This is a genomic window from Mycolicibacterium obuense (assembly GCF_055397605.1).
Genome location: NZ_AP043663.1, coordinates 2,371,662 through 2,394,849 on the forward strand (window position 1 = coordinate 2,371,662; position 23,188 = coordinate 2,394,849).

Below are 23,188 nucleotides of genomic sequence, written 5' to 3' on the forward strand. Positions count from 1 at the left end.
GTAGGTCAGCGGTGCCGACAGCTGCGCGCAGTGATAGCCTTGCCGCGATTTGACCGTCCTTTAACGACCGTCCCGTGAGGCGGAGAAGGAGGTCCGGGTTACACGTGGCTGCCACCACTGACCGGGAACTGATGTCCGCGGCGGACGTGAGCCGAACGATCGCCCGCATCGCCCACCAGATCATCGAGAAGACCGCTCTGGACGCGCCCGACGCGCCGCGGGTCATCCTCCTCGGAATCCCCACTCGGGGAGTGACGCTGGCCACTCGACTGGCCGCCAACATCGTCGAATTCAGCGGTACCGATGTCGCCCACGGCGCCCTGGACACCACCCTCTACCGCGACGACCTGATGTCGAAACCGCCCCGTGCGCTCGCGCCGACCTCGATCCCGCAGGGTGGCATCGACGGCGCGCTGGTGATCCTCGTCGACGACGTGCTCTACACCGGCCGGTCGGTGCGCTCGGCCCTCGACGCGCTTCGCGACCTCGGCCGACCCCGCGCGGTGCAACTCGCGGTGTTGGTCGACCGCGGTCACCGTGAACTGCCGATCCGCGCCGACTACGTCGGCAAGAACGTGCCGACGTCGCGCAGTGAGAACGTCAAGGTGCGACTCACCGAAGACGACGGTCACGACGGCGTCCGCATCGCACCGCATGGAGGTCCGCAACGGTGAAACACCTTTTGACGGCGGCCGATCTGAGCCGTGACGACGCGACCGCGATCCTGGACGACGCCGACCGATTCCGGGAGGCGCTGCTCGGCCGCGAGGTCAAGAAGCTGCCGACGCTGCGCGGCCGCACGATCATCACGATGTTCTACGAGAACTCCACCCGCACGCGGGTGTCGTTCGAGGTGGCAGGCAAGTGGATGAGCGCCGACGTGATCAACGTCAGTTCGTCGGGATCGTCGGTGGCCAAGGGGGAGTCGCTGCGCGACACCGCCCTGACGCTGCGCGCTGCCGGGGCCGATGCGCTGATCGTGCGCCATCCCGCCTCGGGCGCCGCGCAGCAGCTTGCCGCCTGGACCCGCGAGGAGGACGAGCCGGGCCTTGCCCAGGGGGCAGGAGCGAAGCGACTCGGGGGAGGACCTTCGGTGATCAACGCCGGCGACGGCACCCATGAGCACCCCACCCAGGCGCTGCTCGACGCGTTGACCATCCGGCAGCGGCTCGGCTCCGTGGACGGTAAGCGCGTGGTGATCGTCGGAGACGTCCTGCACAGCCGCGTGGCGCGTTCCAATGTGGCGTTGCTGCACACCCTCGGCGCCGAAGTCGTGCTCGTCGCGCCCCCGACGTTGCTACCCGTCGGCGTCGCCGGCTGGCCGGTCACCGTCTCCCACGATCTCGATGCCGAACTGCCGCTCGCCGATGCGGTGCTGATGCTGCGTGTGCAGGCCGAGCGGATGAACGGCGGCTTCTTCCCGTCGTCACGCGAGTACTCGGTGCGCTACGGCCTGTCGGAGAAGCGTCAGGCGCAACTGGCCGAGCACGCGGTGGTCCTGCATCCCGGCCCGATGCTGCGCGGCATGGAGATCGCCCACTCGGTCGCCGACTCGTCGCAATCGGCTGTGCTGCAACAGGTGTCCAACGGTGTGCACGTCCGGATGGCGGTGCTGTTCCACCTGCTCGTCGGTACCGAAGTGGAGGCGATCAGCGCATGACGGTCGTACTGAAGGGCGTGTTGCTCTACGGCGAGGGCGATCCCGTCGACGTGCTCGTCGGCGACGGCCAGATCGCCGAGATCGGCTCGGGGCTCACCGGCGACAGCGACGCCACCGTCATCGATGCGGCCGGTCAGATCCTGCTGCCCGGCTTCGTCGACCTGCACACCCATCTGCGCGAACCCGGCCGCGAGTACGCGGAGGACATCGAAACCGGTTCGGCGGCAGCGGCACTGGGTGGATACACCGCCGTGTTCGCGATGGCGAACACCGACCCGGTGGCCGACTCCGTGGTCGTCACGGACCATGTGTGGCACCGCGGACAGCAGGTCGGCCTGGTCGACGTGCACCCGGTCGGCGCGGTCACCGTCGGGCTGAAGGGTAAGCAGCTCACCGAGATGGGGCTGATGGCCGCCGGGGTGGGCAAGGTCCGGATGTTCTCCGACGACGGGGTGTGCGTCGACGATCCGCTGGTGATGCGCCGTGCGCTGGAATACGCCTCCGGGTTGGGAGTGCTGATCGCCCAGCACGCCGAGGAGCCGCGGTTGACCGTGGGCGCGGTCGCGCACGAAGGGCCCACCGCTGCGCTGCTCGGACTTTCCGGGTGGCCGCGGGCCGCCGAGGAATCCATCGTGGCCCGCGATGCGCTGCTGGCCCGCGACGCGGGCGCCCGGGTGCACATCTGCCACGCCTCCACGGCAGGCACCGTCGAGTTGATCCGGTGGGCCAAGGACCAGGGCATCGCGATCACCGCGGAGGTCACCCCGCACCACCTCCTGCTCGACGACAGTCGGCTCGCCGACTACGACGGCCGCAACCGCGTCAACCCGCCGCTACGCGAGGCCGCCGATGCCGTCGCGCTGCGCCAGGCCCTGGCCGACGGTGTGATCGACTGTGTCGCAACCGATCACGCGCCCCATGCTGAGCACGAGAAGATGTGTGAATTCGCCCATGCCCGCCCCGGCATGCTCGGGTTGCAGACCGCGCTGTCGGTGGTCGTCGAGACGATGGTGGGGCCCGGCCTGCTGACCTGGCGCGACGTCGCCAGGGTGATGAGCGAGGCGCCCGCGCGCATCGTCGGCCTGCCCGATCAGGGCCGCCCGCTGGAGGTGGGGGAGCCCGCGAACCTGACCGTCGTCGACCCGGATGCGCGATGGACGGTCACCGGCTCGGCGTTGGCCAGCCGCTCGGACAACACCCCGTACGAGGAGATGGAGTTGCCCGCCGTCGTCACCGCGACTCTGTTGCGCGGCAGGATCACCGCCCGCGACGGGAAGGCGGGCGCATGAACACCGCAACCCTGGTGGCCTCGCTGATCATGGCCGCGGTCCTGGCCCTGCTGATCGCGGTGCTGATCGGCGCCATGCTGCGCGGCTGGCGGCGGCGCGCGGAGCGGCAAGCACAACTGCTGGGTGCGCTGCCGCAGCTCCCCGACACCGTCGGCTCGGCGATCATCTCGCCGACCAGAGGCCTCTACGTCGGGTCCACCCTCGTCCCCAACTGGAACGACCGGGTCGCGGCCGCGGATCTCGGCTTCCGCGCCAAAGCCGTGCTGACGCGGTACCCCGAGGGAATCATGATGCAGCGCACCGGAGCCGGGCCCATCTGGATTCCCGACGAGATGATCACCGATATCCGCGCCGAGAAGAGCCTCGCAGGCAAAGCCCTGACCCACGACGGCATCCTGGCGATCCGCTGGCGGCTGCCCACCGGGGTGGAAATCGACACCGGCTTCCGCGCCGACAATCGGCGCGACTATTCGAAATGGCTCCCCGAGGAGGTGGCATGACGGTGAACGTGGCCGTGCTCGTGCTCGAAGACGGCAGGGTCTTCACCGGCACACCGTTCGGTGCAGAAGGCGAGACGCTGGGCGAGGCGGTGTTCTCCACCGGCATGTCGGGCTATCAGGAGACCCTGACCGACCCCAGCTATCACCGCCAGATCGTGGTGGCCACGGCGCCGCAGATCGGCAACACGGGCTGGAACGACGAGGACAGCGAGAGCCGCGGCGACAAGATCTGGGTCGCCGGGTACGCCGTGCGCGACCCCTCGCCGCGTGCCTCGAACTGGCGCGCCACCGGGACCCTCGACGACGAACTGCGCCGCCAGGGTGTGGTCGGTATCGCTGGCATCGACACCCGTGCGGTGGTGCGTCATCTGCGCAGCCGCGGGTCGATGAAGGCCGGCGTGTTCTCCGGAGCCGCTCTGGCCGACACCGAGGAGCTGCTGACCCGGGTACGCGGCCAGGCCTCGATGCTCGGTGCCGACCTGGCCGGGGAGGTCAGCACCGCCGACCGCTACGTCGTGGAACCCGCAGGCACGCAACGGTTCACCGTGGTGGCACTCGATCTGGGCATCAAGACCAACACCCCCCGCAACTTCTCCGAACGCGGCATCCGCACCCACGTGCTGCCGTCGTCGGCCGACTTCGCGGAGATCGCCGACCTGCACCCCGACGGCGTCTTCCTGTCCAACGGACCGGGTGACCCCGCCACCGCCGATCACCTGGTGGAGGTCACCAAACAGGTGATCGACGCCGGCACACCGTTGTTCGGGATCTGCTTCGGCAATCAGATCCTGGGCCGGGCGCTGGGCCGGGGCACCTACAAGATGACGTTCGGGCACCGCGGCATCAACATCCCGGTGATGGACCACGCCACCGGGCGCGTGTCGATCACCGCGCAGAACCACGGCTTCGCCCTCGAGGGGGAGGCCGGCGAAGAGTTCGACACGCCGTTCGGCACAGCGGTGGTCACCCATACGTGTGCCAACGACGGGGTCGTCGAAGGCGTGGCGCTGGCCAACGGGCGGGCGTTCTCCGTGCAGTACCACCCGGAGGCCGCAGCCGGCCCCCGCGACGCCAACTACCTGTTCGACCAATTCATCGACCTGATGGCGGGAGAGAAATAGATGCCGCGCCGTACCGACCTGAAGCACATCCTGGTCATCGGGTCCGGGCCGATCCTGATCGGTCAGGCCGCCGAGTTCGATTACTCGGGCACCCAGGCGTGCCGTGTGCTGCGCGCCGAGGGCCTGCAGGTCACGCTGATCAACTCCAACCCGGCGACGATCATGACCGACCCCGAGTACGCCGACAACACCTACGTCGAGCCGATCACGCCCGCGTTCGTCGAAAAGGTCATCGCGCAGCAGGCCGAGCGCGGCAACAAGATCGACGCCGTCCTGGCCACCCTCGGCGGGCAGACCGCGCTCAACACCGCGGTCTCGCTGTACGAGAGTGGTGCCCTGGAGCGCTACGACGTCGAGATGATCGGAGCGGATTTCGACGCCATCCAGCGCGGTGAGGACCGGCAGAAGTTCAAGGACATCGTCGCCAAGGTCGGGGGCGAGTCGGCGAAGTCCCGGGTCTGTTTCACGATGGACGAGGTCCGCGAGACCGTCGCCGAGCTCGGGCTTCCCGTGGTGGTGCGGCCCAGCTTCACGATGGGCGGCCTGGGCTCCGGGATGGCGTACTCCGCCGACGATGTGGAGCGGATGGCCGGCGACGGCCTGGCTGCATCCCCGTCGGCCAATGTGCTGATCGAGGAATCCATCTTCGGGTGGAAGGAATACGAGCTCGAGCTGATGCGCGACCATCACGACAACGTGGTGGTGGTCTGCTCGATCGAGAACTTCGACCCGATGGGTGTGCACACCGGGGACTCGGTGACCGTCGCGCCGGCGATGACGCTGACCGACCGCGAGTACCAGACCATGCGCACCCTGGGCATCGAGATCCTGCGTGAGGTCGGCGTCGACACCGGCGGCTGCAACATCCAGTTCGCGGTGAACCCGACAGACGGCCGGCTCATCGTCATCGAGATGAATCCGCGCGTGTCCCGCTCGAGTGCGCTGGCATCGAAGGCCACCGGTTTCCCGATCGCCAAGATCGCCGCGAAGCTGGCCATCGGCTACACGCTCGACGAGATCGTCAACGACATCACCAAGGAGACGCCGGCCTGCTTCGAGCCGACGCTGGACTACGTCGTGGTCAAGGCGCCCCGGTTCGCGTTCGAGAAGTTCCCCGGCGCCGACGCCACGCTGACCACCACCATGAAGTCGGTCGGCGAGGCGATGTCGTTGGGCCGCAACTTCATCGAGGCACTCGGGAAGGTGATGCGGTCCCTGGAGACCACGAAACTCGGCTTCTGGACCGGCCCCGACGACGATGCCGACGTGGACGAGGTGCTCGACCGCCTGCGCACGCCCACCGACGGCAGGCTCTACGACATCGAATACGCACTGCGGCTCGGCGCCAGCGTGGAAGAGGTCGCCGAGGCCTCGGGTGTCGACCCGTGGTTCGTCGACCAGATCAGCGGTCTGGTCGAGCTGCGCGCCGAGATCATCGATGCGCCGGTGCTCGGTGAGGATCTGCTGCGGCGGAGCAAGCACAACGGGCTCTCGGATCGTCAGATCGCGGCGCTGCGACCGGAGTTGGCGGGTGAAGAGGGGGTGCGAGCCCTGCGTCGCCGCCTCGGCATCCATCCGGTCTACAAGACCGTCGACACCTGCGCCGCGGAGTTCGAGGCCAAGACGCCGTACCACTACAGCAGCTACGAACTCGATCCCGCCGCCGAGAGCGAGGTGGCGCCGCAGGCCGAGAAGCCCAAGGTGCTGATCCTCGGCTCCGGCCCCAACCGCATCGGGCAGGGCATCGAGTTCGACTACAGCTGCGTGCATGCGGCGACCACGCTGAGCCAGGCCGGGTTCGAGACGGTGATGGTCAACTGCAATCCCGAGACGGTCTCCACCGACTACGACACCGCCGACCGGCTCTACTTCGAGCCGCTGACGTTCGAGGACGTCCTCGAGGTCTACTTCGCCGAGCAGTACTCCGGGCGCGGCGGCCCCGGCGTCGTCGGTGTCATCGTCCAGCTCGGCGGCCAGACCCCGCTGGGGCTGGCGGCGCGCCTGGAGAAGGCCGGCGTGCCGATCGTGGGCACGCTGCCCGAGGCGATCGACCTGGCCGAGGACCGCGGCCGCTTCGGCGAGGTGCTCACCAACGCCGGTCTGCCCGCACCCCGCTTCGGCATGGCGACCAGCTTCGAGCAGGCCCGCCGCATCGCCGCCGAGATCGGCTACCCGGTGCTGGTGCGACCGTCCTACGTGCTCGGCGGGCGCGGCATGGAGATCGTCTACGACGAGAGCACGCTCGAGGGCTACATCACCCGGGCCACCCAGCTCTCACCCGAGCACCCAGTGCTCGTCGACCGCTTCCTCGAAGACGCCATCGAGATCGACGTCGATGCGCTGTGCGACGGCACCGAGGTCTACATCGGCGGCATCATGGAGCACATCGAGGAGGCCGGCATCCACTCCGGCGACTCTGCCTGTGCGCTACCGCCGGTGACGTTGGGCCGCAGCGACATCGAGGCCGTCCGGCGCGCCACCGAGGCGATCGCCTTCGGCGTCGGCGTGGTCGGCCTGCTCAACGTGCAGTACGCCCTCAAGGACGACGTGCTCTACGTGCTGGAGGCCAACCCCCGCGCCAGCCGCACCGTGCCGTTCGTCTCGAAGGCGACCGCGGTACCGCTGGCCAAGGCCTGCGCGCGGATCATGCTGGGCGCCACGATCGCCGGGTTGCGCGACGAAGGTCTGCTCGTCGCCGAGGGCGACGGGGCGACGGTGCCGCGCAACGCCCCGGTGGCGGTCAAGGAAGCCGTCCTGCCGTTCCACCGCTTCCGCAAGCACGACGGCAGCCAGATCGATTCGCTGCTCGGCCCGGAGATGAAGTCCACCGGCGAGGTGATGGGCATTGCCCACGACTTCGGGAGTTCGTTCGCCAAGAGCCAGACGGCCGCCTACGGCTCGCTGCCCGCCCAGGGCACAGTGTTCGTGTCGGTCGCCAACCGCGACAAGCGTTCCCTGGTGTTCCCGGTGAAGCGTCTCGCCGATCTCGGATTCCACATCCTGGCCACCGAGGGAACCGCGGAGATGTTGCGCCGCAACGGGATTCCGTGTGACGAGGTGCGCAAGCACTTCGAGGAGCCCAGCCCGGATCGGCCCGCGGTGTCGGCCGTCGACGCGATCAAGGCCGGCGACGTGCAGATGGTGATCAACACCCCGTACGGCAACTCCGGCCCGCGCATCGACGGTTACGAGATCCGCTCGGCCGCCGTGGCGATGAACATCCCGTGCGTCACCACGGTGCAGGGCGCATCAGCGGCCGTGCAGGGGATCGAGGCCGGCATCCGCGGAGACATCGGTGTGATGTCGCTGCAGGAGCTGCACAGCGCGCTGGGGTCCTGACCGGTGGGCGGGTTCGGTGACCGGCTGTCCGACGCGATGGCCAGTCGCGGCCCGCTGTGTCCGGGCATCGACCCGCACCCCGAGCTGCTTCGGGACTGGGGGCTGAGCACCGACGTCGACGGGCTGGCCCGGTTCAGCGACATCTGTGTCGCGGCGTTCGCCGGCTTCGCGGTGGTCAAGCCGCAGGTGGCGTTCTTCGAGGCCTACGGGTCGGCGGGCTTCGCGGTGTTGGAGCGCACGATCGCCGCGCTGCGCGCCGAGGGCGTGCTCGTGCTCGCCGACGCCAAACGGGGCGACATCGGCTCGACGATGGCCGCCTATGCCGCTGCCTGGGCGGGGGAGTCACCGCTGGCCGCCGACGCCGTCACGGCGTCGCCGTATCTGGGCTTCGGGTCGCTGCAGCCGCTGCTGGACACCGCCGAGGCCCACGGGCGGGGCGTGTTCGTGCTCGCGGCCACCTCCAATCCCGAGGGCGCCTCCGTGCAGCGGGCCGACGCCGGCGGGCGCACGATCGCGCAGTCGATCGTCGACGCCGCCGCCGCGGTCAACGCCGGCGGACGGAACGGATCGGTCGGTGTGGTCGTCGGCGCGACGTTGGTCGACCCGCCCGATGTGAGCGCCCTGGGTGGGCCCGTGCTGGTTCCCGGTGTCGGTGCGCAGGGCGGCCGCCCCGAGGCGCTGGCGGGCCTGGGAGGGGCCCTGCCGGGACAACTGCTGCCCGCGGTCTCCCGCGAGGTCCTGCGGGCCGGTCCGGACCCGGCAGCGGTGCGCGCGGCAGCCGAACGCATGCGCGACGCGGTTGCCTATCTGCAGGGCTGAGCAGAGCTGCTGCGACACGCCCGAGGCCGACTGACCAGGGAAAATTTCTCGACACACCCGCCTGTGGCGGGTGTGACAACCGTTGACGAAATGGTCAGCGCCGGCCGTCATCGCGAGGTCGCGAGAAAACAGCCGATGAGCAGGGGTTTCCGTCGCAGCGGTCGATTTCGGCAAGCGCTGGCCGTGCCGACGCGCCGAACCCGCCGCTCACCCCGTTGCGCCCTACACGCTGGGCTTTTGGTCGCAGAACCCGGGGGTGGGGTTAGCTTTCGTCAGCCCGCGTGGGTACGGTCGTCCACGCTGGCTGGTTCGCGATCCACCACGACCAGTCGAGAGAAAAACAGATGGTGACGATACGGAGGAACCCGTGGCCCTTCCCCAGTTGACCGACGAACAGCGCGCGGCAGCGTTGGAGAAGGCTGCTGCCGCACGTCGAGCGCGTGCCGAGCTCAAGGATCGGCTCAAGCGCGGCGGCACCAACCTCAAGCAGGTCCTCAAGGACGCCGAGACCGACGAGGTCCTGGGCAAGATGAAGGTCTCCGCTCTGCTGGAGGCTCTGCCCAAGGTCGGCAAGGTCAAGGCGCAGGAGATCATGACCGAGCTCGAGATCGCCCCGACCCGCAGGCTGCGTGGCCTGGGTGATCGCCAGCGCAAGGCCCTGCTGGAAAAGTTCGACTTCTCGTAAAGGGAGGTCAGTGAGCGAAGGCGGGGGGCCGGATACGCACCCACGGGCTCCGGTCCTGGTGCTGTCCGGCCCATCTGCCGTCGGTAAATCGACCGTCGTGAAATGCGTGCGGGATCGCGTCGCCGACCTGCACTTCAGCGTGTCGGTGACGACCCGGGCGCCGCGGCCGGGCGAGATCGACGGCATCGACTATTCATTTGTCTCGCCCGAGCGATTCCAGCAGCTCATCGACGACGGTGAGCTGCTGGAGTGGGCGGAGATCCACGGCGGCTTGCACCGTTCCGGTACGCCGGCCGCCCCGGTCCGCGCCGCCACTGCGGAGGGCCGTCCCGTACTCATCGAGGTCGATCTGGCCGGGGCGCGGGCGGTGAAGGCCGCCATGCCGGAGGCGCTGACGGTGTTCCTCGCGCCACCCAGCTGGGAGGCACTGGAGCACCGATTGACCGGCCGCGGCACCGAGACCGCCGAGGTGATGGCCCGCCGACTGGCGACCGCCCGCACCGAATTGGCCGCTCAGGGCGACTTCGACGAGGTCGTCGTCAACACGGAAGTGGAATCGGCGTGCGCTGCGTTGGTATCCTTGCTGGTGGCCCGCACACCGGTGCGTCCCGATCAGTCTTGATCAGTAGTGAATTTCTCGATTCGAATCGCCAGGAGATCTTTTTCGTGAGCACCCCGCACGCCGACACGCGGCTGGCCGCCGTGGACCTCGATCCGTCCGCCGCCAGCGCCTACGACACGCCGTTGGGCATCACCAACCCGCCCATCGACGAGTTGCTGGACCGCGCGTCGAGCAAGTACGCGCTGGTGATCTACGCAGCCAAGCGTGCACGTCAGATCAACGATTACTACAACCAGCTCGGTGACGGGATCCTCGAGTACGTCGGCCCGCTCGTCGAGCCGGGACTGCAGGAGAAGCCGCTCTCGATCGCGATGCGCGAGATCCACGAGGACCTGCTCGAGCACACCGAGGGCGAGTAGAAGCGGCTGCGGCCCACCATGGCCGATCGCAAGCGGATCATCGTCGGCGTCGCCGGCGGCATCGCCGCCTACAAGGCGGCGACCGTGGTCCGTCAGCTCACCGAGGCCGGCCACTCCGTGCGGGTGGTGCCCACCGAATCGGCGCTCAAATTCGTCGGCGCGGCCACCTTCGAGGCACTGTCCGGTAATCCCGTGCACACGGGCGTCTTCGACGACGTCCACGAAGTCCCGCATGTCCGGATCGGGCAGGGCGCCGACCTCGTCGTCGTGGCCCCGGCCACCGCGGACCTGCTGGCCCGCGCCACGATCGGGCGCGCCGACGACCTGCTCACCGCCACCCTGCTGACCGCGCGATGTCCGGTGCTGTACGCACCCGCGATGCACACCGAGATGTGGTTCCACCCGGCGACGGCCGAGAACGTCGCGACCCTGCGTCGCCGCGGCGCGGTGGTGATGGAACCCGCGTCGGGGCGGCTCACCGGCGCCGACACCGGTCCCGGCCGGCTACCGGAGGCCGAGGAGATCAGCACCCTCGCCCAGCTGCTCCTGGCGCGCGGCGACGCGCTGCCCTACGACCTGGCCGGGGTGAAGGTGCTGGTGACCGCCGGCGGCACCCGCGAGCCGATCGATCCCGTCCGGTTCATCGGTAACCGCAGTTCAGGAAAACAGGGCTATGCGCTGGCCCGCGTGATGGCCCAGCGCGGCGCGGACGTGACGCTGATCGCCGGGCACACCGCCGGGCTGATCGATCCGGCCGGCGTGCACGTCGAGCACGTCGGGTCGGCCACCCAGCTCCGCGACGCGGTGTCCAAGCACGCCGCGGCAGCCAATGTGCTGGTGATGGCGGCGGCCGTCGCCGATTTCCGGCCTGCCAACCCGGTGCTCACCAAGATCAAGAAGGGCCCGGCCGGCGAGGGTGAGCCGACCATCGAGCTGATCCGCAACGATGACGTACTCGCCGGCGCGGTGCGCGCCCGAGACGACGGGCAGCTACCCAACATGCGTGCCATTGTCGGATTCGCCGCAGAAACCGGCGACGCCAACGGAGACGTGCTGTTCCACGCGCGCGCCAAGCTCGCCCGCAAAGGGTGCGATCTTCTCGTCGTCAACGCCGTCGGCGAGAACCGGGCCTTCGAGGTCGACCACAACGACGGCTGGCTACTGTCCGCCGACGGCACGGAGGCCGCGCTGGAGCACGGTTCGAAGACGGTGATGGCGAGCCGTATTGTGGACGCGATCGCCGGCTTCCTGCAGAGCAGGTGAGCGGCGAACGACAGGCCGTGAACGACAGACAAGGCGTGCGCATAAGGGTTGCGCGCCACCGGGGGACACGCTTGGGTGCTTAAGGCGCCGCCGTGTGCCAGCACAGACAGTGGAACTGAAAGGGATCGCACGTGAGTGATGCTCGGCTGTTTACCAGTGAGTCGGTGACCGAGGGGCACCCGGACAAGATCTGTGACGCGATCAGCGATTCGGTGCTCGACGCACTGCTGGCCGGCGATCCGAAGTCCCGTGTCGCGGTCGAGACCCTGGTCACGACCGGCCAGGTGCACGTGGTGGGCGAGGTGACGACCGCGGCCAAAGAGGCGTTCGCCGACATCACCAACACCGTGCGCGCTCGCATCCTCGACATCGGCTACGACCACTCCGACAAGGGCTTCGACGGGGCCACCTGCGGTGTGAACATCGGGATCGGCGCGCAGTCGCCCGACATCGCCCAGGGCGTGGACACCGCCCACGAAACCCGTGTCGAGGGCGCGGCCGACCCGCTGGACTCCCAGGGCGCCGGCGACCAGGGCCTGATGTTCGGCTACGCGATCGCCGACACCCCCGAACTGATGCCGTTGCCGATCGCCCTGGCACACCGGCTGTCGCGCAAGCTGACCGAGGTCCGCAAGAACGGCACGCTGGATTACCTGCGTCCCGACGGCAAGACCCAGGTCACCGTCCAGTACGACGGCACGACGCCGGTGCGCCTGGACACCGTGGTGCTGTCCACCCAGCACGCCGACGGCATCGAGCTGGACAGCCAGCTCGCCCCGGAGATCAAGCAGCACGTGATCGACGCGGTGTTGACCGAGCTCGGCCACGAGACGCTGGACACCTCGAACCCGCGCATCCTCGTCAACCCGACCGGCAAGTTCGTCCTCGGCGGACCGATGGGCGACGCGGGCCTGACCGGCCGGAAGATCATCGTCGACACCTACGGCGGCTGGGCCCGCCACGGCGGTGGCGCCTTCTCCGGCAAGGACCCGTCCAAGGTGGACCGCTCGGCCGCCTACGCGATGCGCTGGGTCGCCAAGAACGTCGTCGCCGCCGGCCTGGCCGAGCGTGTCGAGGTCCAGATCGCCTACGCGATCGGCAAGGCCGCCCCGGTCGGTCTGTTCGTGGAGACTTTCGGCTCCGAAACCGTCGACCCGGTGAAGATCGAGAAGGCCATTCTCGAGGTGTTCGACCTGCGTCCCGGCGCGATCGTCCGCGACCTCGACCTGCTGCGCCCGATCTACGCGCCGACCGCGGCCTACGGCCACTTCGGCCGCACCGACATCGACCTGCCGTGGGAGCAGCTGAACAAGGTCGACGACCTGAAGAGCGCCGTCTGACGACGATCAAGCGGCGAGGCACGAGCCGCGTTGAGGAGTCGGACGTAGAAGGCTCCGTCTGACCTACTGCAGCGCTGTGCGCAACGCGTCCAGCGCCCGGTCGGTGACCTCCGTCGCCGCAGGGACGACGCCGTAGTAGCCGAGGAAGCCGTGCACCAGCGTGTCGGCGGTGTACAGCTCGGCGTCGACCCCTGCGGCGGTGAGCAGCTCGGCGTAGCGGGCGCCGTCGTCGCGCAACGGATCGTGGCCTGCGACGACGATGTGGGCCGGTGCCAGACCGGTCAGGTCGCCCCGGGCGGGGACGAGCGTGGCGGGCGGCTGCGTCAGGTCGGTGTCGCCGACATACCAGCGGGTGAACCCCTTGCATTCGGCTAGCCCGAGGATCGGCGCATCGGCGTTCTCGGTGAACGACGGCAACGACGTGTCGAAGGTCGTCGACGGGTACCACAGCAGCTGGAACCGCAACGAGATGCCGCTGTCGCGGGCCTGCTGGGCGACCACCGCGGCCAGGTTGCCGCCGGCGGAATCGCCGGCCACCGCGACGCGCGACGGGTCGCCACCGTAGTCGCCTGCCCGGTCGGCCACCCACTGCGCGGCCGCCCAGACGTCCTCGACCGCCGCCGGGTACGGATGTTCCGGTGCGAGCCGGTAGTCGACCGACACCACCAGCGCCTCGGCCCGCACGGCGTGCAGGCGTGCCGCCGCGTCGTAGGTGTCGAGGTCACCCACCGACCACCCTCCGCCGTGGATGAAGATCACCACCGGCAGCACCGCCGCCTCGGTCGCCGGCCGGTAGATGCGGACGGGCACCGGGCCTGCTGGCCCGGTGATGCTCTGCTCGGTCGTCGTGACCTCCGGGAACACCTCCGCCCGCGGCAGCTCGGCGAAACGGCGCCGCGCGGACTCCGGCCCGCCGTCGGTGGTCAGTCGGAACGGCACCGCGTCGAGCACCTTCGCGAGCACGGGATCGAGGTCAGCCATGGCCCACACGGTAGCCGCCGCGGTTTTAGTAGGTTCGCACCCGTGACGACTCGCCGTACCGCCCTGTGGGGAGCCGCAGCCGTGGTGGCCGCCGCGTACGGGGTGTTCCTGATCGTCACGGCGACGCAGGTCCCCGCGGGTACCGAGCTCACCGGACGGTTCGGCGCCCAGCCTGCGGTCAAGGCGCTGGCCGCGGTCCTGCTCGCCGCCGCGGCGCTCACCCACCCGATCGCGGGCGAGCGGCGCTGGCTGGTGGGTGCGCTGCTGTTCTCCGCCGCGGGTGACTTCCTGCTCGCGATGCCGTGGTGGGAGCCGTCGTTCGTGCTGGGGCTCGCTGCGTTCCTGGTGGCTCACGTGTGCTTCCTGGTCACGCTGTGGCCGCTCGTGAGGGCCACGCCGGTCCGCGGGGCGGCGGCCGGGGTGACCGTGCTGGCCTGCGCGGGCCTGCTGGTGTGGTTCTGGCCGCGGTTGGTGGCCGACGGGATGGCGGTGCCGGTGACGGCGTACATCGCGGTGCTGGGCGCGATGGTGTGCACGGCGCTGCTCGCCGACCTACCGACGCCGTGGACCGCCATGGGCGCGGTCTGTTTCGCGGTGTCCGACGCGATGATCGGCATCGGCCGATTCGTTCTCGGGGACGAGACGCTGGCGGTGCCCATCTGGTGGGTCTACGCGGCGTCACTGCTGCTGATCAGCGCCGGTGTGCTGTTCGGCCGGTCGTCCGAGCCCTCTGCTAGACCTGCGGGGTGACCGTCGGACGGCAGGCAGCCGAGCACGAGCCCATCGCGCGGGTGCTGCCGATGCTCACGGTGCCGCACCTGGATCGGGAGTTCGACTACCTGGTCGCCGCGGAGATGTCCGACGACGCCCAGCCGGGGGTTCGGGTCAAGGTGCGGTTCAACGGTCGACTCGTCGACGCGTTCGTGCTGGAACGCCGGTCGGAGACCGACCACACCGGCCGGCTCGGCTGGTTGGAGAAGGTGGTGTCCGCGCAGCCGGTGCTGACGCACGACGTGCGCCGGCTCGTCGACGCCGTCGCCGCGCGGTACGCCGGCACTCGCGCCGACGTGCTGCGGCTGGCGATCCCGCCGCGGCACGCGACCGTCGAGAAGAAGCCGCCGGTGCCGCTGGACCCGTTGGTCGCGGCCGAGGTCGACGCCGGCGCGTGGTCGGCCTACAGCGGCGGTGCGCAGTTCATCGCCGCGCTGCGGGACGGCCGCGCCGCTCGCGCGGTGTGGCAGGCGCTACCGGGCGATACGTGGGCGGCGCGACTGGCCGAGGCCGCGGCGGTGACGGTGCACGCGGGCCGGTCGGTGCTCGCCGTGGTCCCCGATCAGCGCGACGTCGATCGGCTCGCCGCGGCGTGCGGTGAACTCGTCGACGCCCGGCGGGTGGTGGCGCTGTCAGCCGGGTTGGGCCCCTCAGAGCGGTATCGCCGGTGGCTCGCGGTGCTGCGCGGCGACGCCCGGGTGGTCATCGGGACGCGCAGTGCCGTGTTCGCGCCGGTGGTCGACCTCGGCCTGGTGCTGATGTGGGACGACGGCGACGATTCGCTGGCCGAACCGCGCGCGCCGTATCCGCATGCCCGCGAGGTCGCGATGCTGCGCGCACACCAGCTGCGCTGCGCTGCGGTCATCGGTGGCCACGCGCGCACCGCCGAGGCGCAGGCGCTGGTGCGCAGCGGGTGGGCCCACGATCTGACCGCGCCACGGCAGACGGTCCGGACGTGCTCGCCGCGGGTGATCGCGCTCGAGGACAGCGCCTACGCGCAGGAGCGCGACGCAGCCGCCCGGACGGCGCGGCTGCCGTCGGTCGCACTCGACGCCGCCCGCGCCGCCCTGAAAGCCGACGCACCGGTGCTGGTGCAGGTGCCGCGGCGCGGATACGTGCCCGCGCTGTCGTGCGCTCGCTGCCGCACCGTCGCGCGCTGCCGGCACTGCACCGGACCGCTGTCGCTGGCCAGTCGTGACGCGGCCGGGGCGGTGTGCCGGTGGTGTGGACGTGAAGAGCTCGCGCTGCGCTGCGCACGGTGTGGCTCGGACGCGGTGCGTGCGGTGGTGGTCGGGGCCCGGCGCACCGCCGAGGAACTGGGTCGGGCGTTCCCGGGCGTCGCGGTGGTCACCTCCGGCGGTGAGGCCGTGGTGGAGTCCGTGCCGCAGCGCGCGGCGGTGGTCGTCGCCACCCCGGGCGTCGAGCCCGTCGCCACCGGCGGGTACGGAGCGGCCCTGCTGCTCGACAGCTGGGCGCTGCTGGGCCGGCAGGACCTGCGGGCGGCCGAGGACACGCTGCGCCGGTGGATGTCGGCGGCGGCGCTGGTCCGCCGCCGCGGGGACGGGGGAGTGGTCGTCGTGGTCGCCGAGTCCGCGATCCCGACCGTGCAGGCGCTGATCCGCTGGGACCCGGTCGGCCACGCCGACGACGAACTCGAGGGGCGAGCGGAGGTGGGGCTGCCGCCCGCGGTGCACATGGCGGCCGTCGACGGCGCCGCCGACGCAGTCCACGCGCTGCTCGACGGCGCCGCCCTGCCGGCGGGTGCGGATCTGCTCGGGCCTGTGGATCTACCGGTGGGCGTGCGCCGGCCGCCCGGCGTCGCACCCGAGCACCCGGTGATCCGCATGCTGGTGCGCGCGGCACGGTCCGACGGCCTGGCATTGGCCGCGGCCCTGCGCAAGGCCACCGCGGTGCACAGCGCGCGCCACGACCACGAGCCGGTGCGTATCCAGATCGATCCGTTGCACATAGGGTGATGCGCATGTCCGTGCGGCGGCTGATCAAGGCGTCGATCCCGCTGGTGCTCATCGCATTCGGGCTGCTGTGGCCACTGCTGTTCACCGGCGGGAGCGGCGACGGTCCGGCGCTCGAGGATCCCGTGGTGATCAGCGACTACCGCATGACCGCCACGGTGGATGCGGCCGGGGACATGACCGCGGTCGAGACCATCACCGCGCAGGTCTACACCACGGATCGGCACGGCATCTTCCGGTACTGGGATGTGGCCAATCGCAACGACTCTCACCTCCGCCAGCAGCCCGAGATCACCTCCATCGCATTGGACGGCGCACCGGTGCCCTATCAGATGCTGTGGGAGGACGGCAGACGCTTCCGTGTCGCGAAGATCGGTGACCCCGACCGGACACTGTCCGACGGTGGCCATGTCTTCGAGATCGCCTACCGCATCCGCGGGGTACTGGATCCCGGCGCCACCGGGGCCGACCACCGGTTCGCCCAGACCGTCGGCGCGCAGGAGAGCTCGCCGTCGGTGTTCTTCTGGAACGTCATCGCCCCCTCGTGGAACAACCGCATCGACCGGGCGGAGATCTCCGTCAGGCTGCCGGGTGCCGTCGGCGCGGTGCAGTGTTCGGTCGGGACCGGCGTCGGACGTGCATGTGATGACCTGCGTGCTGCCGGCGACACGGTGGTCGCGACGGCGTCGCAGCTCCCGCCGCGCACACCGGTCACCCTGCGCGCGGGCGTGGATGTGCCGACACCTGTCCGCTCGACGCTGCCGTGGCCCTACACGTGGGACCGCATCCTCGGGCAGTCCGTCACCGGCGTGCTGTGGCTGCTCGGGCTCACCCTCGCCTCCGGGGCGGGCGCGGTGCTGTGGTTGCGCAGCGTCACTGAACGTTCCCCGGGCTTCCCGCTGCAATACGCGCCGCCACCCGGTCTCGGGCCGGTGCAGGTCGAATACATTCGCACCGAGTCGGTGCCCAAGAACGGGCTGACCGCCACGCTGTTCTACCTCGCCGAGCGCAAACTCATCACGCTGCAGCAACTCGGCGACAGAGAATGGACGCTGCGCAGCATCGCCCAGTCGGGCCAGTGGTCGGGCCTCGACCCGGTCAGCCTGGCCGTCGCGTCCCGGTTGAAGCTGATGAACTCCGGTAGCGAGTTCACGGCGAAGAAGACCGCGACGTCGGGGCAGAAGCTCAGCAAGGCCAAGGAAGACATGACGAAGGCCGTGCAGACGTGGGCCCGCGATGAGGGTCTGCTGGTGGCGCGCAGGAAGGAGCTGTGGCTGCGCGCGGCCAACGCGGTCGCGTTCCTGCTCATGCTCTGCGGCTTCTTCCGCTGGGGCTTCCCGATCACGCTGTGGGCGTTGCCCTTCGCGATGTTCTTCGTGCTGACCGCGGCGTCGTGGCGCGACGGTGTGGGTTCGCGGCGCACCGCGGCAGGGCGCGAACTGTGGTCGCGCGCCGGTGGGTTTCACCGCGTGCTCGCGACGGACTCGGCCGAGACCCGCTTCGATTTCGCGGCCCGGCGGGACCTCTACACCGCCTACGTCCCGTTCGCGGTCGCGGGTGGAGTTGCGGCCGCGTGGGCCAAGAAGTACCAGGCCTACACGAACACCGCTGCACCGCAACCGGATTGGGATGTTTCCTCCGGTCCGTCGACGTCGTACTCGGCGGCGGGCAGCTCGGGTGGCGCGAACTTCGACAGTTTCGACTCGGCGTTGTCGTCGTCGATCGGTGCCTACACCGCCTCGCAGTCGTCGTCCTCCTCATCCTCCTCGGGTGGTGGTGGCGGCTTCAGCGGCGGTGGCGGCGGCGGTGGTGGCGGCGGGGGAGGAGGATCATGGTGAGCGTCGTGCTCGGCATCGTGCTGGTACTGGTGCTGCTGATACTGGTCGGATATGTGGCCGGCTACAACAAGATCCGGTCGGCCGACGTCCGCGTCGCCGAGGCGCTGGCAGGCATCGACGTCGAGCTGACCCGGCGGGCATCGCTGATCCCCAGCCTGGTGCACACCGTGGCGACCTTCGCCGCTCACGAGAAAGACGTTCTGGACCGCGTCACCGACGCCCGGGAAGCGCTCACCTCGGCGACTGCGGGTCGGTCGGTGGCACAGCGCAGCGCGGCCGAGCGGCAGCTCGACGCCGCCCTCACACCGCTGCTGAACCTGGGACAGACCTCACCGCAGCTCAGTTCGTCGGCCAACTTCCTCGACCTGCAGCGCAACCTCGCCGACACCGAGGACAAGCTCGCGTTCGCGCGCCAGTACTACAACGACTCGGTCGCCACCCTCAATCGGCTGCTCGGCACCATTCCCTGGATGTTCGTCGCCCCACTGACTGGGGTCGGCGACAAGGAGTACTACCAGATCGCCCGCTAGGCGGTTCCTAGACTGACCCGGTGCGTCTCGTCTTCGCCGGCACCCCGGAGCCGGCTCTCCCGTCCCTGCGTCGCCTCCTTTCGTCGCCCCGCCACGAGGTGATCGCTGTCCTGACGCGCCCCGACGCCGCGGCGGGCCGGCGCGGCACCCCGACCCCGTCGCCGGTGGCGCAGCTGGCCCGGGAAGCCGGCATCCCCGTGTTGCGCCCGTCGCGTCCCAACTCTGCGGAGTTCGTCGCGGAACTGGCTGCGCTGGCACCGGAATGCTGTGCCGTGGTGGCCTACGGCGCACTGCTCGGCGACGCGCTGCTCGACGTGCCCCCACGCGGCTGGGTGAATCTGCACTTCTCGCTGCTGCCCGCGTGGCGCGGCGCGGCACCGGTGCAGGCCGCGATCGCCGCCGGCGACACCGTCACCGGGGCCACCACGTTCCAGATCGAACCGAGCCTGGATTCCGGACCGGTCTACGGCGTGGTCACCGAAACGATCACACCCCGCGACACCGCCGGCGATCTCCTGGGGCGATTGGCCGACTCCGGAGCAGGTCTGCTGGAGGCCACCATGGACGGGATCGCCGACGGCACGCTCACCGCGGTCCCGCAGCCGACCGAGGGCATCAGCGTCGCCCCGAAGATCACCGTCGACGACGCCCGGGTTCGGTGGGACCTGCCCGCCCACGTGGTGGACCGGCGCCTGCGCGCTGTCACCCCGAACCCGGGAGCCTGGACGATGCTTGGCGAGCAGCGGATCAAACTCGGGCCCGTCACGGTGTCGGACCGCAGCGATCTGGCGCCCGGGCACCTCGGCGTCGAGAAGAAGCGGGTGCTGGTGGGGACCGGTACCGACGCCGTCGAACTGCACACGGTGCAACCGCCGGGCAAGAAGCCGATGAACGCAGCAGACTGGGCCCGCGGTGCGCGCCTCGACGAGATCGGAGCGCTCCGGTGACCGGGCCGAAACGGCCGCCCCGGCAGTCGTCACCCCGGCGTTCCCAGCGGCGCACACCGCTGGACCCGGCCCGCCGAGCCGCGTTCGATGTGCTGCGCGCGGTGTCGGAGCGCGACGCCTACGCGAACCTCGCGCTGCCCGCGATGCTTCGGGACCGCGGAATCACCGGCCGCGACGCCGCATTCGCCACCGAACTCACCTACGGCACGTGCCGCGCGCAGGGCCTGCTCGACGCGGTCATCGGTGCCGCGGCGGGTCGCCCGGTCGAGCACATCGATCCGGTCCTGCTCGATCTCCTTCGGTTGGGCGCCTACCAGATTCTGCGCACCCGGGTCGAAGACCACGCCGCGGTTTCGACGACGGTGGAGCAGGCCGGCATCGAATTCGACGCGGCGCGAGCGGGTTTCGTCAACGGTGTGCTGCGCACCATCGCCCGCCGCGACGAAGCGTCATGGCTGGCGGAGCTGGCCCCGCCCGCCGCCACCGACCCGATCGGCCATCTGGCCTTCGTGCACGCCCATCCGCGTTGGGTCGCGCAGGCTTTCGCCGACGCCCTCGGTGCCCGCGCGCACGAGTTGGCGGCCCTGCTGGCAAGCGACGACGCCCGCCCGGAGGTGCACCTGGTAGCGCGCCCCGGTGCGATCACCGCCGCAGAGTTGGCCGAGGAGGTCGGCGGCGCCGTCGGCCGATTCTCGCCGTACGCCGTGTATTTGGCTGAGGGTGACCCCGGTGCGCTCGCCGCGGTGCGCGACGGGCGGGCTCTGGTCCAGGACGAAGGCAGCCAGCTCGTGGCGCGTGCGCTGACGCTGGCCGAGCTCGACGGTCCCGACGGTGGCCGGTGGCTGGATCTGTGCTCCGGTCCCGGCGGCAAGACCGCGCTGCTCGCCGCGCTGGGCCGGCCGGCCGGTGTCCAGGTCACGGCGGTGGAGCCGGCACCGCGGCGCGCCGAGCTGGTCGAGCAGAACACCGCGGGCCTGCCCGTCGAGGTGGTCCGGGTCGACGGGCGTGACTCCGGACTGACCCCCGGCTTCGACCGGGTGCTCGTCGACGCGCCCTGCACCGGGCTGGGCGCGCTGCGCCGCAGACCCGAAGCGCGGTGGCGGCGCCAGCCGGGCGACGTGGCCCCGCTGGCCAAGCTGCAGCGCGAGCTGCTGGCATCGGCGATCCGGTTGACCCGGCCCGGCGGTGTCGTGCTGTACGCGACCTGCTCGCCGCATCTGGCCGAGACCACCGGCGTGGTGGCCGACGCGCTGCGCCGCCACCCGGTCGAGGCGCTGGACACCAGAGAGCTGTTCGGCCCGGCCGCCGACACCGGCGACGCGTCATCGGTCCAGCTGTGGCCGCACCGGCACGGAACCGACGCGATGTTCGCCGCCGCTCTTCGCGTCACCGGGCCCCCGATAGGCTGACCCCATGCCCGGACAGTCCGCCCACACCGCCCCGATGATCGCGCCGTCGATCCTGGCCGCCGACTTCGCCCGGCTCGCCGACGAGGTGGCTGCGATCAAGGGCTCAGATTGGGTGCACGTCGACGTGATGGACAACCACTTCGTGCCGAACCTCACCCTGGGCCTGCCCGTTGTCGAATCGCTGCTCAAGGTCACCGACATCCCGATGGACTGTCACCTGATGATCGACGATCCGGGCCGCTGGGCCCCGCCCTACGCCGAGGCGGGCGCCCACAACGTCACGTTCCACGCGGAGGCCACCGACGATCCGCGCGCCGTCGCCCGCGACATCCGGGCGGCCGGCGCCAAAGCCGGCCTGGCCATCAAGCCGGGCACCCCGGTCGACCCCTACCTGGAGATCCTGCGCGACTTCGACACGCTGCTGGTGATGTCGGTCGAGCCCGGGTTCGGCGGGCAGAAGTTCATCGCCGAGGTGCTGCCCAAGGTGGGTATTGTGCGCCGTCTTGTAGACGCCGGTGAGCTGACCGTGCTCGTCGAGATCGACGGCGGAATCAGCGCGGACACGATCGAGGCGGCGGCCGAGGCCGGGGTGGACTGTTTCGTCGCGGGGTCTGCGGTCTACGGCGCCGACGATCCCGCGCGCGCCGTGTCGGCCTTGCGCGCCCAGGCCGCCGCGGCCGCCAGCCACTTCGCGCCGTGAACCTCGACGCCGCGATGGCTGCGGCTGTTGAGCAGGCCGAAAAGGTCAAGGGCACAACGTATCCCAACCCGCCGGTCGGCGCGGTGATCCTGGACGCCGACGGTGAGATCGCAGGCGTGGGCGCCACCGAACCGCCCGGCGGGCCGCACGCCGAGGTGTTGGCGCTGCGCCGCGCCGGGGAGCGGGCCGCCGGCGGGACGGCGGTGGTGACGCTCGAGCCGTGCAACCACGTCGGTCGCACGCCGCCGTGCGTGGACGCTCTGCTCGCCGCGCAGATAGCGAATGTGGTGTTCGCCGTCGCGGATCCGAATCCCGTCGCCGCCGGCGGAGCTGCCCGGTTGGCGCGTGCGGGTGTCGCGGTGACCGCGGGAGTGGGCGCCGATGCGGTGTCGGGCGGGCCGCTGCGCGAGTGGCTGCACAAGCAGCGCACCGGGATGCCGCACGTAACATGGAAATTCGCGGCGAGTGTGGACGGACGCAGCGCTGCCGCCGATGGCACCAGCCGGTGGATCACCGGGGAGGCAGCCCGCGCCGACGTGCACCGGCGTCGCGCGATCGCCGATGCGATCGTCGTGGGCACCGGCACGGTGTTCGCCGACGACCCGGCATTGACCGCGCGTCGCCCCGATGGTTCGCTGACCGAGCACCAGCCGCTGCGCGTGGTGGTCGGGATGCGTGAGATCTCGCCTGACGCAACGGTTCTCAACGATGACTCGCGCACGATGGTGATCCGGACCCGCGATCCGCACGAAGTGGTCCAGGCGCTGTCGGACCGCACCGATGTGCTGGTCGAAGGCGGCCCGACCTTGGCCGGGGCGTTCTTGCGGGCCGGCGTGATCGACCGAATACTCGCCTATGTCTCGCCGATTCTGCTCGGCGGCCCGATCACCGCCATCGACGACGTCGGCGTGACGAGCATCGGGCAGGCACACCGGTGGCGCTTCGACGGCGTCCATCCGGTCGGTCCGGACGTGCTGTTGAGCCTCGTTCGAGCCTGATCCAGGCCCTCCGCCGTCGTTATCAGATCGTTACCCGTTGTCCA

Annotated in this window: 21 protein-coding genes; 20 read left to right on the top strand and 1 reads right to left on the bottom strand. The window is 70.4% G+C overall.

The features are described from left to right. Positions 1-104: 104 nt before the first annotated feature. The 12 genes from pyrR (at position 105) to metK (ending at position 12,997) form a co-directional block, all read left to right on the top strand. Entirely contained in the window at positions 105-674 is a 570-nt protein-coding gene (pyrR, locus tag ACZ50N_RS11390; protein ID WP_073682594.1) for a bifunctional pyr operon transcriptional regulator/uracil phosphoribosyltransferase PyrR, read from the top strand. Continuing rightward, positions 671-1,660 carry an aspartate carbamoyltransferase catalytic subunit gene (locus ACZ50N_RS11395; protein WP_046365766.1) on the top strand — a complete coding sequence of 330 codons (990 nt, stop codon included), beginning with the start codon at positions 671-673 and terminating at the stop codon, positions 1,658-1,660. The genes pyrR and ACZ50N_RS11395 overlap by 4 nt, the downstream gene beginning before the upstream one ends. After that, complete coding sequence (locus ACZ50N_RS11400) at positions 1,657-2,949, top strand: dihydroorotase (protein ID WP_464475398.1); 1,293 nt, start codon at positions 1,657-1,659, stop codon at positions 2,947-2,949. Before ACZ50N_RS11395 ends, ACZ50N_RS11400 begins: the two co-directional genes overlap by 4 nt. Continuing rightward, positions 2,946-3,449, top strand: a complete 504-nt coding sequence (locus tag ACZ50N_RS11405) for a PH-like domain-containing protein (RefSeq protein ID WP_046365764.1) — start codon at positions 2,946-2,948, stop codon at positions 3,447-3,449. The genes ACZ50N_RS11400 and ACZ50N_RS11405 overlap by 4 nt, the downstream gene beginning before the upstream one ends. Continuing rightward, complete coding sequence (gene carA / locus ACZ50N_RS11410) at positions 3,446-4,570, top strand: glutamine-hydrolyzing carbamoyl-phosphate synthase small subunit (protein ID WP_464475399.1); 1,125 nt, start codon at positions 3,446-3,448, stop codon at positions 4,568-4,570. The genes ACZ50N_RS11405 and carA overlap by 4 nt, the downstream gene beginning before the upstream one ends. Then, positions 4,571-7,909, top strand: a complete 3,339-nt coding sequence (gene carB, locus ACZ50N_RS11415) for a carbamoyl-phosphate synthase large subunit (protein WP_464475400.1) — start codon at positions 4,571-4,573, stop codon at positions 7,907-7,909. 3 nt (positions 7,910-7,912) lie between these two features. Continuing rightward, positions 7,913-8,728 carry an orotidine-5'-phosphate decarboxylase gene (gene pyrF / locus ACZ50N_RS11420; protein WP_464468221.1) on the top strand — a complete coding sequence of 272 codons (816 nt, stop codon included), beginning with the start codon at positions 7,913-7,915 and terminating at the stop codon, positions 8,726-8,728. 367 nt (positions 8,729-9,095) lie between these two features. Beyond that, positions 9,096-9,413 (top strand): integration host factor, actinobacterial type, encoded by a 318-nt coding sequence (gene mihF, locus ACZ50N_RS11425; RefSeq protein WP_003932123.1) that lies wholly within the window; start codon positions 9,096-9,098, stop codon positions 9,411-9,413. 10 nt (positions 9,414-9,423) lie between these two features. Beyond that, entirely contained in the window at positions 9,424-10,035 is a 612-nt protein-coding gene (gmk, locus tag ACZ50N_RS11430; protein ID WP_046365760.1) for a guanylate kinase, read from the top strand. A 44-nt stretch (positions 10,036-10,079) separates the two neighbouring features. After that, a complete protein-coding gene (rpoZ, locus tag ACZ50N_RS11435) occupies positions 10,080-10,394 on the top strand; it encodes a DNA-directed RNA polymerase subunit omega (RefSeq protein WP_043408498.1) in 315 nt (104 codons plus the stop codon). Between the two features lie 18 nt (positions 10,395-10,412). Beyond that, positions 10,413-11,657: a bifunctional phosphopantothenoylcysteine decarboxylase/phosphopantothenate--cysteine ligase CoaBC gene (coaBC, locus tag ACZ50N_RS11440; protein ID WP_073685124.1), complete on the top strand. Its 1,245-nt coding sequence runs from the start codon at positions 10,413-10,415 to the stop codon at positions 11,655-11,657. A 131-nt stretch (positions 11,658-11,788) separates the two neighbouring features. Then, complete coding sequence (gene metK / locus ACZ50N_RS11445; protein WP_073685123.1) at positions 11,789-12,997, top strand: methionine adenosyltransferase; 1,209 nt, start codon at positions 11,789-11,791, stop codon at positions 12,995-12,997. Between the two features lie 63 nt (positions 12,998-13,060). Here the strand turns inward: metK and ACZ50N_RS11450 are convergent, their stop codons facing one another. Further along, a complete protein-coding gene (locus tag ACZ50N_RS11450; protein ID WP_464475401.1) occupies positions 13,061-13,978 on the bottom strand; it encodes an alpha/beta hydrolase in 918 nt (305 codons plus the stop codon). A gap of 42 nt (positions 13,979-14,020) precedes the next feature. Between ACZ50N_RS11450 and ACZ50N_RS11455 the strand changes: the two genes are divergently transcribed. From ACZ50N_RS11455 to ribD, 8 genes are read left to right on the top strand one after another with little or no spacing between them, the layout of a single operon-like run. Then, a complete protein-coding gene (locus ACZ50N_RS11455; protein ID WP_464475402.1) occupies positions 14,021-14,728 on the top strand; it encodes a lysoplasmalogenase in 708 nt (235 codons plus the stop codon). 50 nt (positions 14,729-14,778) lie between these two features. After that, the gene (locus ACZ50N_RS11460) at positions 14,779-16,725 is read left to right on the top strand and encodes a primosomal protein N' (protein ID WP_464475622.1); all 1,947 of its coding nucleotides are present in this window, start codon (positions 14,779-14,781) and stop codon (positions 16,723-16,725) included. 5 nt (positions 16,726-16,730) lie between these two features. Next, positions 16,731-18,560: a DUF2207 domain-containing protein gene (locus ACZ50N_RS11465; protein ID WP_464475403.1), complete on the top strand. Its 1,830-nt coding sequence runs from the start codon at positions 16,731-16,733 to the stop codon at positions 18,558-18,560. Beyond that, positions 18,554-19,090: a LemA family protein gene (locus ACZ50N_RS11470; RefSeq protein WP_046361909.1), complete on the top strand. Its 537-nt coding sequence runs from the start codon at positions 18,554-18,556 to the stop codon at positions 19,088-19,090. Before ACZ50N_RS11465 ends, ACZ50N_RS11470 begins: the two co-directional genes overlap by 7 nt. A 20-nt stretch (positions 19,091-19,110) precedes the next feature. Next, positions 19,111-20,037 (top strand): methionyl-tRNA formyltransferase, encoded by a 927-nt coding sequence (gene fmt / locus ACZ50N_RS11475; protein WP_464475404.1) that lies wholly within the window; start codon positions 19,111-19,113, stop codon positions 20,035-20,037. Beyond that, positions 20,034-21,446, top strand: a complete 1,413-nt coding sequence (locus tag ACZ50N_RS11480) for an RsmB/NOP family class I SAM-dependent RNA methyltransferase (RefSeq protein WP_464475405.1) — start codon at positions 20,034-20,036, stop codon at positions 21,444-21,446. The genes fmt and ACZ50N_RS11480 overlap by 4 nt, the downstream gene beginning before the upstream one ends. Positions 21,447-21,450: 4 nt before the next feature. Further along, positions 21,451-22,146 carry a ribulose-phosphate 3-epimerase gene (gene rpe, locus ACZ50N_RS11485; RefSeq protein ID WP_464475406.1) on the top strand — a complete coding sequence of 232 codons (696 nt, stop codon included), beginning with the start codon at positions 21,451-21,453 and terminating at the stop codon, positions 22,144-22,146. Then, positions 22,143-23,144 carry a bifunctional diaminohydroxyphosphoribosylaminopyrimidine deaminase/5-amino-6-(5-phosphoribosylamino)uracil reductase RibD gene (ribD, locus tag ACZ50N_RS11490; protein WP_464475407.1) on the top strand — a complete coding sequence of 334 codons (1,002 nt, stop codon included), beginning with the start codon at positions 22,143-22,145 and terminating at the stop codon, positions 23,142-23,144. Before rpe ends, ribD begins: the two co-directional genes overlap by 4 nt. Positions 23,145-23,188 lie beyond the last annotated feature (44 nt).